Origin of the sequence: Bacillus sp. IBL03825 (assembly GCF_024712505.1) — a bacterium.
GTDB lineage: Bacteria > Bacillota > Bacilli > Bacillales > Bacillaceae_G > Bacillus_A > Bacillus_A wiedmannii.
Genome location: NZ_JAMXKE010000001.1, coordinates 4,575,727 through 4,588,453, shown reverse-complemented (window position 1 = coordinate 4,588,453; position 12,727 = coordinate 4,575,727). Strand labels below are relative to the sequence as shown.

13 protein-coding genes are annotated in these 12,727 nt (G+C 37.6%); 11 read left to right on the top strand and 2 right to left on the bottom strand.

Annotation, left to right across the window (positions count from 1 at the left end):
* Positions 1 to 183 precede the first annotated feature (183 nt).
* From NHG49_RS23540 to NHG49_RS23515, 6 genes are all read left to right on the top strand, one after another.
* Positions 184 to 1,326, top strand: coding sequence for a cysteine desulfurase family protein (locus NHG49_RS23540; RefSeq protein WP_098101983.1), 1,143 nt, complete (start codon positions 184 to 186; stop codon positions 1,324 to 1,326).
* A gap of 6 nt (positions 1,327 to 1,332) precedes the next feature.
* Positions 1,333 to 2,547, top strand: a complete 1,215-nt coding sequence (gene thiI, locus NHG49_RS23535; protein WP_000989277.1) for a tRNA uracil 4-sulfurtransferase ThiI — start codon at positions 1,333 to 1,335, stop codon at positions 2,545 to 2,547.
* A gap of 80 nt (positions 2,548 to 2,627) precedes the next feature.
* A complete protein-coding gene (locus NHG49_RS23530) occupies positions 2,628 to 2,822 on the top strand; it encodes an alpha/beta-type small acid-soluble spore protein (protein WP_000168890.1) in 195 nt (64 codons plus the stop codon).
* Between the two features lie 176 nt (positions 2,823 to 2,998).
* Positions 2,999 to 4,585 (top strand): acyl-CoA synthetase MbcS, encoded by a 1,587-nt coding sequence (mbcS, locus tag NHG49_RS23525; RefSeq protein ID WP_149173673.1) that lies wholly within the window; start codon positions 2,999 to 3,001, stop codon positions 4,583 to 4,585.
* Positions 4,586 to 4,687: 102 nt separating this feature from the next.
* Entirely contained in the window at positions 4,688 to 5,119 is a 432-nt protein-coding gene (locus NHG49_RS23520) for a VOC family protein (RefSeq protein WP_088048009.1), read from the top strand.
* A gap of 70 nt (positions 5,120 to 5,189) precedes the next feature.
* Positions 5,190 to 6,758, top strand: a complete 1,569-nt coding sequence (locus NHG49_RS23515; protein ID WP_064474579.1) for an amidohydrolase — start codon at positions 5,190 to 5,192, stop codon at positions 6,756 to 6,758.
* 107 nt (positions 6,759 to 6,865) lie between these two features.
* On the opposite strand, the gene NHG49_RS23510 is transcribed toward NHG49_RS23515, so the two are convergent.
* Complete coding sequence (locus NHG49_RS23510) at positions 6,866 to 7,669, bottom strand: NAD kinase (protein ID WP_064474580.1); 804 nt, start codon at positions 7,667 to 7,669, stop codon at positions 6,866 to 6,868.
* A 204-nt stretch (positions 7,670 to 7,873) separates the two neighbouring features.
* Between NHG49_RS23510 and NHG49_RS23505 the strand changes: the two genes are divergently transcribed.
* The 5 genes from NHG49_RS23505 to ackA all read left to right on the top strand — a co-directional run bounded on the left by NHG49_RS23505 (position 7,874) and on the right by ackA (position 12,233).
* Positions 7,874 to 8,512, top strand: coding sequence for a DUF2953 domain-containing protein (locus tag NHG49_RS23505; RefSeq protein WP_064474581.1), 639 nt, complete (start codon positions 7,874 to 7,876; stop codon positions 8,510 to 8,512).
* Positions 8,513 to 8,524: 12 nt separating this feature from the next.
* Positions 8,525 to 8,920, top strand: a complete 396-nt coding sequence (gene ytfJ / locus NHG49_RS23500; RefSeq protein ID WP_000350003.1) for a GerW family sporulation protein — start codon at positions 8,525 to 8,527, stop codon at positions 8,918 to 8,920.
* A 133-nt stretch (positions 8,921 to 9,053) separates the two neighbouring features.
* Positions 9,054 to 9,554 carry a thiol peroxidase gene (gene tpx, locus NHG49_RS23495; RefSeq protein ID WP_000024522.1) on the top strand — a complete coding sequence of 167 codons (501 nt, stop codon included), beginning with the start codon at positions 9,054 to 9,056 and terminating at the stop codon, positions 9,552 to 9,554.
* 199 nt (positions 9,555 to 9,753) lie between these two features.
* A complete protein-coding gene (locus NHG49_RS23490; protein WP_142315006.1) occupies positions 9,754 to 10,740 on the top strand; it encodes a class I SAM-dependent methyltransferase in 987 nt (328 codons plus the stop codon).
* A gap of 299 nt (positions 10,741 to 11,039) precedes the next feature.
* Complete coding sequence (gene ackA / locus NHG49_RS23485) at positions 11,040 to 12,233, top strand: acetate kinase (RefSeq protein WP_064474582.1); 1,194 nt, start codon at positions 11,040 to 11,042, stop codon at positions 12,231 to 12,233.
* Positions 12,234 to 12,259: 26 nt separating this feature from the next.
* Here ackA and NHG49_RS23480 read toward each other — a convergent pair whose 3' ends face one another.
* Entirely contained in the window at positions 12,260 to 12,694 is a 435-nt protein-coding gene (locus NHG49_RS23480; protein WP_088048012.1) for an NUDIX hydrolase, read from the bottom strand.
* Positions 12,695 to 12,727: the final 33 nt, after the last annotated feature.

Here is a 12,727-nt window from a genome sequence, read left to right as displayed (position 1 = left end):
AATAGCGGAATACAGTAAGGTTATTCGTTTTAAAATATAGTGAAACTGTAGTCAGTAGGGTCATCCTCGCTAATTATCGGCCTTCACAATCGGGATAAAATGGAACCTTTGAGTAGTCTTAGCGTAATTACACGTATTTGTGATATGATTATATGATGTGATAGCGCTGAAAGGGGAAGAACGATGATCTATTTTGATAATAGTGCGACGACGAAGCCATATCCAGAAGCCCTTCAATCGTACGTAACGGTTGCTGGAAAATATTTTGGAAACCCTTCTTCTATTCATTCGCTTGGGGGAGAGGCAGAGCGTCTATTAACACAATCAAGAACGATTGCAGCGCAGCTTCTTCATGTTAAACCTTCTGAGGTTATTTTCACATCAGGTGGAACGGAAGGGAATAACCTTGCGATTAAAGGAATAGCGATGAGGAATCGTTCGCGCGGTAAACATATCATTACAACAAATATTGAACACGCGTCTGTGTTTGAAGCATATAAACAATTAGAAGATCTCGGTTTTGATGTAACATATTTACCGGTTAATGAGCATGGTGTTGTATCGGTAGAGGATGTAAAACGAGCACTTCGTGAAGATACGATTCTTGTGTCAATTATTCATGTGAACAACGAGACTGGAGCAATTCAGCCTGTTGCTGAAATTGGAACGTTATTATCGAACTATCCGAAAATAAGATTCCATGTGGACCATGTACAAGGGATAGGAAAAGTACCGCTTGATTTATATGCTTCTCATATTGATCTTTGCTCAATATCTGGACATAAATTCCACAGTGTAAAGGGAACGGGTCTTCTTTATGTACGTGATGGCGTAAGGTTAGATCCAATTTTATCAGGTGGTCAACAAGAGTTTAAATATCGCTCTGGTACAGAAAACTTACCTGGCATTGTAGCGATGGTGAAAGCACTTCGCATGACAATGGAACAAGTGAAAGAAAAGATAGCTCATTTGCACAATTTACAAACAGAGCTTGTCCGTTTCTTTAAAGAGATGGAAGATGTAACGATCAATACGTCGCTTGCATATGCAGCACCGCACATTTTAAATGTATCATTTGTTGGTTTAAAACCAGAAGTGGTCGTTCATGCTTTAGAAGAGCACGGTGTATATGTATCGACGAAGTCTGCTTGTTCTTCAAAAGCAAATGAAGTGAGCAGAGTGTTAGTGTCAATGGGAGTACCCCATGCCGCTGCTGCAAGTGCTATTCGCATTAGTTTGGCACCAGAAAACACGATGGAAGAAGTAAAACAATTTGAAGGTATTGTGAAAGAGACGATGCCAAAATTACATGAAGTGATGAGGTAAAGGAATATGATGACATATGAATATATTTTAGTTCGTTATGGAGAGATGACGACTAAAGGTAAGAACCGCTCTAAATTTGTAAGCACATTAAAAGATAACGTAAAGTTTAAACTGAAAAAGTTCCCAAATATTAAAATCGATGCAACGCATGATCGTATGTACATCCAATTAAATGGCGAAGACCATGAAGCAATTTCTGAAAGATTGAAAGATGTATTTGGTATTCATAAGTTTAACTTAGCGATGAAAGTACCATCAGAATTAGAAGATATTAAAAAAGGTGCATTAGCAGCTTTCTTACAAGTAAAAGGTGATGTAAAAACATTTAAAATTACAGTGCACCGTTCTGATAAGCGCTTCCCAATGAAGACGATGGAGTTACTTCCAGAAATCGGTGGACACATTTTAGAAAATACAGAGGATATCACAGTAGATGTTCATAATCCAGATGTGAATGTACGTATAGAAATTCGCAGTGGTTACAGCTATATTATGTGTGGTGAGCATATGGGAGCTGGTGGTTTACCAGTTGGCGTTGGCGGAAAAGTAATGGTACTTCTTTCTGGTGGTATCGATAGCCCAGTAGCAACGTACTTAACGATGAAACGCGGCGTGTCTGTGGAAGCAGTTCATTTCCATAGCCCACCTTTCACAAGCGAGCGTGCAAAACAAAAAGTAATCGATTTAGCACAAGAGTTAACGAAGTACTGTAAACGTGTAACGCTTCACCTTGTTCCATTTACAGAAGTGCAAAAAACGATTAATAAAGAAATTCCATCTAGCTATTCAATGACAGTTATGCGCCGTATGATGATGCGTATTACAGAGCGTATCGCAGAGGAGCGTAATGCACTTGCAATCACGACTGGTGAAAGTCTTGGGCAAGTAGCAAGCCAAACGTTAGATAGTATGCATACAATTAACGAAGTAACAAACTATCCGGTTATTCGTCCACTTATTACGATGGATAAATTAGAAATTATTAAAATTGCTGAAGAAATCGGCACATATGATATTTCAATTCGTCCGTACGAAGATTGCTGTACAGTATTCACACCAGCAAGCCCAGCGACGAAGCCGAAGCGTGAAAAAGCGAATCGTTTTGAAGCGAAATACGATTTCACACCATTAATCGATGAAGCTGTAGCGAACAAAGAAACAATGGTATTACAAACGGTAGAAGTAGTGGCGGAAGAAGAAAAATTCGAAGAACTTTTCTAAAACCATAAATTACCATATCTAAAATATGTATGAAGTCATGTTGTTTATCACACTCTATACTCACAAGGAGGTGATACAACATGGCAAGCACAAATAAATTAGCAGTATCTGGTGCTCAAGCAGCATTAGATCAAATGAAATACGAAATCGCTCAAGAGTTTGGTGTTCAACTTGGAGCTGATGCAACATCTCGCGCTAACGGTTCTGTTGGTGGCGAAATCACTAAACGTCTAGTTTCACTAGCTGAGCAACAATTAGGCGGTTTCCAAAAATAATCCCATATATGATGGCTTAGAAAGAGCGGGTTCTCCCGCTCTTTCTTTTTGTTGTTTGCACCGTTATACATTTATTTCGACATAGACATAAAAAATTTGTCAAAAGAAGAGGGTTCAAAATTAACTGAAAATTCTTTATTATATAAGGGAGGCATAGAAATGGAGGAGGATATTGTATGAAGAGAGAAGAATTGTTGGCGCCGCCGTCTTATAATTTAGTTTCTGAAATAGAGAAATATACAAGTGATAAAGAGAAGCTTGCTTTAATTTGGCAAGATGATAAAGGGAATAGACGAGAAGTTACATACGCTGAGTTAATGAAAGGTGCGAATAAAATTGGAAACGCTTTTATAAAGAGTGGTCTCCAAAAAGGGGACAAGCTCCTCATTATGATGCCACGTTTAATTGAAGCATACATGACGTATATCGCTGCGATTAAAGCGGGATTTGTCGTAATTCCGAGTTCGGAAATGTTGCGCAAGAAGGATATTGAATATCGTATTGGGCACGGGGAAGTAAAAGCAATCGTAAGTTATGAGCCGTACATTGGGCAGTTTGATGATATAGAAGCGATGAAATCTCTTCAAAAATTCGTTCTGAGCGAGCAGTCAGTAGATGGATGGATTAATTTAAAAACAGCGTTAGAAACAGAAAGTGACCTGTTAGAAATGACAACGACAGATAAAGAAGATATGGTCTTTTTATCTTACACGTCAGGGACGACAGGAAATCCAAAAGGTGTTGTTCATACGCATGCATGGGCATACGCTCATTTACGTACGAGCGCTCCAAACTGGCTCGGGATTGAAGTGAATGATGTTGTATGGGCGACGGCTAGTCCAGGCTGGCAAAAGTGGATTTGGAGCCCGTTTTTAGCAACTCTCGGATCAGGTGCAACAGGATTTGTATACAACGGTAAATTTGAACCGAAAACATATTTAAATTTGTTAGACGATAATAAGGTGAACGTGCTGTGTTGCACGCCGACTGAGTATAGATTAATGGCAAAAGTAGAGGACTTAAGTGAGTACAATTTAGAAGCGTTACATAGCGCTGTATCCGCAGGTGAGCCGTTAAATAGGGAAGTCATTGAAACGTTCCAAAAGCACTTTAATATTACAGTGAGAGATGGCTATGGACAAACGGAAAATACATTGCTTGTTGGTGTAATGAAAGGGATGGATATTAGACCAGGATCAATGGGAAAACCAACGCCAGGCAACCACGTTGATATTGTAGATGAGGAAGGTATTCCAGTACAGGTAGGAGAAGTTGGTGATATTGCAGTTCACATTGAAACGCCAGCCCTCTTTAAACAATATTATAAAGACGATGAGCGCACAGCGATGCAATTCCGCGGTGATTATTATATTACCGGCGATAAAGCGAAGAAAGATGAAGAAGGCTATTTCTGGTTTGAAGGGCGCGGTGATGATATTATTATTAGCTCTGGTTATACAATTGGACCGTTTGAAGTAGAAGATGCGCTCGTAAAACATCCTTACGTAAGAGAGTGTGCGGTTGTCGCAAGCCCTGATGAAATTCGCGGAAGTGTCGTGAAGGCATTTATCGTATTAAGAGAGAATATAGACAAGAACGAAGAAACATTAATCCCAGTACTCCAACAACACGTCAAAGAACTCACTGCACCATATAAATACCCTCGCAAAATTGAATTTGTAGATGAACTACCAAAAACGATTTCCGGAAAAATTCGCCGTATTGAACTTAGAAAACAAGAGATGGAGATTCCGTCAAAATAATTTTGAAAACAGTGAAGGAAATAGTTGAATGAAATGGCAAACAATGATAAGATAAAAACGAACGTAAGTTCGATTTTATAAATTTAAAAAAGAGGTGTCCGTATGATTTTAGGGATTAATCCGTACTTAGTTTTAGATGGTAGTGGGCAAGAGGCTGTACAGTTTTATAAAGAGGCGTTAGACGCAAAAGTAGAAGTCATGCAAACTTTTGGAGATATGCCTGAAAATCCAGAATACCCGATTCCAGCTGAAGCAAAAGAGCGCGTTTTACATGCTACTTTAAAAGTTGGTAATACGGACCTTATGATTTCTGATACATTCCCAGGTCAAGGGCATGCAATCGGATCTCAAGTAACAATCGCAATTCAAATTAGTAATGCAGAAAAAGCGAAAGAAGTATTCGAAAAGTTACAAGAGGGTGGAGAAGTTATTATGCCACTTCAAGAAACGTTCTGGAGCCCAGCATACGGACAACTAAAAGATAAATTTAGCATTGAATGGCAAATCACAACGAATCCTACTGAGCAAAAGTAATTTTTAGAAAAGCACCATGTTTTGAAATGGTGCTTTTTTTTATACAATAAATACAAAGGAGATGGGATATATGGGAGAAATTTGGTATGGCGGCACCATTTACACGATGCGAGAAGAGAATGAAAAAGTAGACGCTGTTTATGTTGAAAAGGGCATGATCGTTGATGTCGGGAGTAAAGAAGAGTTAGAAGACCGATATGCTACGGTTAAATTTCACGATTTAGAAGGCAAAACGATGATTCCAGGTCTCGTTGATAGTCATATGCATCTGATTGGTCATGGGGAGAGATTACTTCGATTAGATCTATCAAATTGTACATCTTATAGCGAAGTGTTGACTCTTGTTCAGAACCGAGTAGAAGAAGCGCCAAAAGGTTCTTGGATTATTGGAGAAGGCTGGAATGAAAATAATTTTACAGATACAAAAAAAGTTCACGTACGTGATCTAGATGAAATCTCTAAAGAACACCCCATTTTATTAAAGCGCGTTTGTCGCCACGTTACATGGGTGAATTCATACATATTGCAAGAGGCGAACATAACAGAAATGACGCAAGACCCGAAAGGCGGGAAAATCGGCCGGGATTCATTAAATATGTTAACAGGCCTTTTATATGAACAAGGGCAAGAATTAATTAAACATGTGCAGCCGGAAATTGATGAAGCTTATTTACAAAGAGCCCTGCAAACAGCAATTAAAAATTGTTGGCAATATGGACTCGTTGGCGGGCATACGGAAGATTTAAATTATTACGGTGGTTTTAGAAAAACGCACAATGCTTTTTCTCATGTTATAAAGGAAATGTCATTTAAAGCACATTTACTCGTTCACCATGAAGTAGCAGGTGAACGAAAAGAATATGAAAATGAGCATTATATTGAATTTGGGGCGATGAAAATTTTTTCTGATGGCTCTTTTGGCGGAAGAACAGCTTTATTAAGTGAACCGTATGAAGATGCGGAGGAAACAAATGGAGTTGCAATTTTCTCACGTGAAGAGCTTGCGGAGTTAGTGAAAAAGGCACGAGATTTACATATGTCAGTAGCGATTCATACAATCGGTGATTTATCGCTCCAGTATGTTATTGATGCACTTGAATTATATCCACCAGTAGAAGGATTACGCGACCGCATTATTCATTGTCAGCTCGCTCGTGAAGAGTTGATTGAGAGAATGAAACATTTACCGGCTATTATTGATATTCAGCCCGTCTTTGTGTCATCGGACTTCCCATCAGTCATTGAAAAACTAGGCAAGAATCGTCTTCGTTATGCATACGCGTGGAAGACGTTACTAGAAGCAGGATTACACTGCAATGGTGGATCTGACGCACCAATTGAACAAGTGAATCCGTTTTTAGGCATATATAGCGCTGTTACACGTAGAAGTTTTATTGACGGTGTATGCTATATGCCAGAGGAAAGATTAACGGTATATGAAGCTATCTCTTTATTTACAACAGGAAGTGCCTATGCAATCGGAAAAGAAGCGAAGCGAGGAAAAATCGCAAAAGGATATGAGGCAGACTTTACCATAGTAGATCGAAACATATTTGAAATAGAGGCAGAAGAAATAAAAGAAGTACAAGCAGAAATGACCGTAATTGATGGGAAGATTGTGTATAGGAAAGACGCGTGAAAATATATCGACTTACCGACAAAAAATGACAAGAATAGTGGCCGGTAGCGAGAGAAATAAATAACCGCCGAATTATGGAATCCCGTAATTCGGCGGTTATTTTAATACTATAAAAACGTTCTCTGTACTTTTTCCCAGAAGGAATTGTTTTTTAATTTAACTGTTTTAATTTGTTTATCGCTTAAGCGTACAACAACTTTTTCCACTTGTTTAATGCTAAGCGCTTCATTATCCATACCGATAACAGGATAATCGTTACCGTTTGGTTTTAGTTTTAAAGTTAATGTACGCTTGTGATTTAAAATGAACGGTGAACCGAGCGTACGGTATGTGTTGTTATTTAATGATGCGAGTTCGCTTACTTGGAAGCATGGGATGAGCGGATCAACAACCGCACCATGTAACGATTTATTGTAAGCTGTACTTCCTGTTGGGGTAGAAACAACTAAACCGTCCCCTCTAAATGTTTCGAAATATAGATCATCAACGTGAACATCTACTACGAATGTTTTAATAATGCTAGAACGTAATGAGAACTCATTTAAACAATGGAAAGATGTACCGTGATCTACATCTACCTGAATTGTTGGGTATTTTCGCACTTCAATTTCATTTTTTGTAATTTCTTGAAGGGCTGTATCAACGTGATCAATATGGAAATCGCAGTAGAACGAAATTTCATCTTTCGTAGAAATCCCTGCGTATAAGCAATCTTCTCTAAAACCAGTTTTACGAACGGCTTGTAAGAAAGTTGCATCATCTCCAACACTGACGATAGCGTTTGCATTTTTTGGATTATCTAATATGGTGAATCCATTCTCTTCTAAAATACGATAGATTGGTTTCATTTTTTCAACGAGCGTTGCTTTGTCATCACCATAAAAGAAAAATAAATTGCGACGATCTGCCATTATGTATCCCTCCACTGCAGTTAAATTTTCTGTTTTTCGTGCTACATATCATCCAAATACGTTCTTGAAGATATGTTCAAATAATATATTTCGATATAAAATGTCAAAATCCTTTTTTATTTTTAGAAAAATTTTTATATTCAATCTTAAAGGATTCTGTTTAATGATGAATAAACTTGTCGATAATGGGTACGGAGTGAAAGGATGATACGTATGAAGTGGCTCGTGATTGGAATAATAATTCTTCTCCTTTTTATTTTGCTTATACTATTGTCGAAAATAAAGCTTAAAGTGACATTTTTATATTCAGAAATGGAAAAGCAATGTTTGTTTCAAGTGAAAATATGGATGATTCGATATACGTTTGATGTATTGGAAAGAATTGAAAAACAACAGAAAAAGACAGGGCAGAAAATCGAAAAAGCTGAAAAAGACGGTGGATTAGATAATAAAATTATGGCGCAACTTGATAGTATGGGGGAGCTGATAAAAAAGCTACAAGAAGTTCATACTATTGTTAAAGATTTTCTCAAACGAGTGAAAATCAATGGGTGGAAATGGCACACGCAAATTGGAGCAGGCGACGCAGCTAGCACTGGAATTGTCACTGGATATGCATGGGGGACAAAAGGAATGGCTGCTGGAGTTGTAGGACAATATATGCATATTGTCGACGTACCAGAATTTGAAATTACCCCTGTTTTTCAAGGGAAAGGATTTGCATCAAGATGTGAGTTAACAGCATCTTTTCGTATATTCCGTACTGTAAAAACAGCGGTAAAATTACTTGTGTTTATGAGGAAGCAAAGATCTGGTATGACAGAAAAATCTGTTCAAGCATAGGGGGGATATAGAATGGACCATCCAATTCAAGGTTTAATGACAACCGCAATGCAGCATTTAAAACAAATGACTGATGTAAATACAATTGTTGGTGATCCGATTAAAGCGGCAGATGGAAGTGTAATTCTTACCGTTTCGAAAGTTAGTTTCGGATTCGCTGCTGGTGGAAGTGAATTTGGAAAAGTAGAACATTCAGGCCGTCATCCATTTGGCGGGGGAAGTGGTGGAGGAGTTTCTATTAATCCTGTTGCTTTTCTTGTTATAAATGGAGACGGTGTAAAAGTGTTGCATTTAGATAAGCAAACACACGTCATCGATAAAATAATTGAATTAGCGCCACAAGCTGTTGATAAAGTGAAGGAAATGATGGATAAACGAAAAGAAGACGATCCTGAATTTCAAATTTAACAAATAAGAAGCTAATCAATGGATTAGCTTCTTTAATTTTTTTGTAAATAAAGCGATTTTATTTGCATTATCGATAGGGACAAACTATCATTTACATTGTACATATTTTGTTTAAATAAGGGAGGATTTTCAAGTGGCAAACGTAACTTTTAAAGGTAACCCAATGACTTTAGTTGGAACAGAAGTTAAAGTTGGCGATCAAGCGCCAAAATTCCAAGTATTAGCAAATGACTTATCTCCAGTAAGTTTAGAAACATACAAAGGCGAAGTAAAATTAATTAGTGTTGTACCTTCAATCGACACAGGTGTGTGTGATGCACAAACACGTCGTTTTAACCAAGATGCAGCAGGTATTGAAAACGCAAAAGTATTAACAATTAGCGCTGACTTACCATTCGCTCAAAAACGCTGGTGTGCAGCAAACGGTTTAGAAAATGTTGTAACACTTTCTGACCACCGTGACCTTTCATTCGGTGAAGCTTACGGCTTAGTAATGAAAGAGCTTCGTTTACTTGCTCGTGCAGTATTCGTAGTAGATAGCAACGACAAAGTAGTTTACGCAGAGTACGTAAGCGAAGGTACAAGCCATCCAAACTATGAAGCAGCATTAGAAGCAGCTAAAGCGGCAAAATAATGTGAAAGAAATGACCTCTTATAAAGAGGTCGTTTTTTCTCATGTATTGCTGCGTAATGGTACCAATATATGAGAAAAAACGTTATATCATATATAACTTAAAGGGGAGCTCTTTGCAGGAGGTCGCTTTTTCTTTTTGGAAAAAAACACTTTGTGGTATGATATAAGTTATGTGTAAAAGAGAGAAGGAGGAATGTACGTGAGTCAGACAGTAGAAACATTATTTTCTATTTTTGATTCTTCTGCGGTAGTTTTACGTAAAGAATTAGATGTAACATATTTAGAGGCGCTTGTAGAAACAGGTAATAACTTGTTTGAAGGAGCAATTTTACAAGAGGAATTATCCGAATCAGCAATTGAAAGGCTGAATCGTGAATATAGTACGTTTAATGAAGAAACATATAAAGGTGAAGAAATTCGTAAAGCATTTCAGTTAGCCATTTTAAAAGGAATGAAAGAAGGCGTACAAGCGAATCACGAAATGACGCCTGATGCAGTTGGAATGTTCATGAGCTACTTATTCCATAAATTTATGCAAGGGCAAAACGAAATTACTGTTTTAGATCCTGCAATTGGAACAGGTAACTTAATGACTACAGTATTTAATAGCGCCAAAGAAGGAATAGCAATGAGTGGATTTGGTGTAGAAGTGGATGAAGTGCTAATTAAACTTGCTTTAGTAAATGCGAATTTACAAAAGCATGCAATCGAATTCTTCCATCAAGATGGACTAGCGCCACTTTATATCGATCCGGTTGATGCAGTCGTTTCAGACTTACCGATTGGTTACTATCCAAATGAAATCGGTGCAAGTGAATATAAGTTAAAAGCAGATGAAGGAATGTCGTATGCCCATCACCTATTTATTGAACAAAGTGTGAAACATACGAAAGAAGGCGGGTACTTATTCTTCCTAGTACCAAACTTCATTTTTGAAAGTGATCAAGCACCAAAATTACATGCATTTATTAAAGAAACATGTTTTATTCAAGGGCTATTACAGCTACCTGTTTCCATGTTTAAAAACGAGAAAAATGCAAAAAGTATATTTGTTCTCCAAAAGAAAGGTCCTAGTGTAACAATGCCAAAACAGGCGTTATTAGTGGAGTTACCTAAATTCTCCAACATGAAGGCGATGGAGAACATTATGGATCAATTAAATACTTGGTTTGCAACCCACAAATAAGGCAAGGTATATGTAACAGGGTTAGTAATTCATGTAGTACAGTTTTATATGATATGTCATATTTTTAAATATATACTAGATTAAACTGAATTTTTTTGAAATCTGTAATATATATTTTTTCTTGGTGTTACAATTTTTTCACTTGAAATATATGTCGGACGATGTTTAAATTAAAATCGTGAGTATAAAATTTACTAATGATGAAACGTTTTCATAATGAGTGAATTTAATTAGATAAAATCGAGCGGTTTGTGGACATATCCACACAACTACCAAGAGAAAAAGGGGCGAAAGACTAGATGTCAAAAATCATCGCGATTAACGCAGGAAGCTCTTCCTTAAAGTTCCAATTATTTGAAATGCCAAGTGAAACAGTATTAACAAAAGGTTTAGTAGAACGTATCGGTTTAGAAGATAGTGTCTTCTCAATTACTGTAAATGGCGAAAAACAAAAAGAAATTACAAACATCCCAGATCATGCAGTAGCAGTTAACATGCTTCTTAAGAAATTAACTGAAAACGGAATCGTAAAATCTCTTGATGAGATTGGCGGTATCGGTCACCGTGTTGTACACGGCGGCGAAAAATTTGCTGATTCTGTTTTAATTACTGATGAAGTATTAGCTGATATCGAAGAATTAAGCGATTTAGCACCACTTCATAACCCAGCAAACCTTGTTGGTATTAAATCATTCCAAGAAGTATTACCAAACGTACCAGCAGTAGCAGTATTCGATACAGCATTCCACCAAACAATGCCGGAATCTGCTTTCCTATACAGCTTACCATATGAGTACTATGAGAAATTTGGCATCCGTAAATACGGTTTCCACGGAACTTCTCATAAATACGTAACTGAGCGTGCGGCTGAATTATTAGGTCGTCCACTTGAAAGCTTAAGCTTACTTTCTTGTCACTTAGGTAACGGTGCAAGTATCGCAGCAGTAGAAGGCGGTAAATCTATCGATACTTCTATGGGCTTCACTCCACTTGCTGGTGTAACAATGGGTACACGTTCTGGTAACATTGACCCTGCGTTAATTCCATACATCATGGAAAAAACAGGCCAAACAGTAGAAGAAGTAGTTAACGTATTAAACAAGAAGAGTGGTATGTTAGGTCTTACTGGTTACTCTAGTGACCTACGTGACATCATCACGAAAGAAGAAGAAGGCGACCACCGTGCGAAAGTAGCACTTGATGTATTCGTAAGCCGTATCCACAAATACATCGGTTCTTACACAGCTCGTATGAAAGGTGTAGACGCAATCATCTTCACAGCTGGTATCGGTGAAAACAGTGCAGTTATTCGTGAGCGCGTATTAGAAGGCCTTGAGTACATGGGTGTATACTTCGACGTAAAACGTAATAACGTATTTGGTGAAGAAGCATTCATCAGCTTCCCACACTCTCCAGTAAAAATTATCGTAATTCCAACTGACGAAGAAGTTATGATCGCTCGTGACGTACTACGTCTTGGAGATATTGGTTAATATACTATATGAAAAAAGACGAGATCCTATAGGGTTTCGTCTTTTTTTTGTTGGATATATTTCAAGATTCCATCTGGATATAGTGCTTTCTCTTTTTGAATGAATGCTGTCATGGGAATCCATTTCGCATATGATGCTGTTTGCTCATCTTGTATATTCAGTATTTCCATTTCATATAGTGATGTGTCTAATAAGCGTAAAGAATATAGTTGAATGATTTCATGACCAACTTCTCCATCAAGATGCAAGATGTTTTCTAAGCAGCCTAAATAATTGGTGATTTCCACTTCTGTATGAAGCTCTTCTTTAAATTCACGAATAACGGTATGTGCTGATTTTTCACCAAGTTCAATTGAACCGCCAAGAGGTCGGTAATATGTTTCATCGCCTGTATGATATTCTTGTACGAGAAGGCGATCGTGATGTATAGCAATGCCAAAAGCTTTTGCACGTGGATACATATATAATCACTCCTTATTTCTTTTGTATAAGGA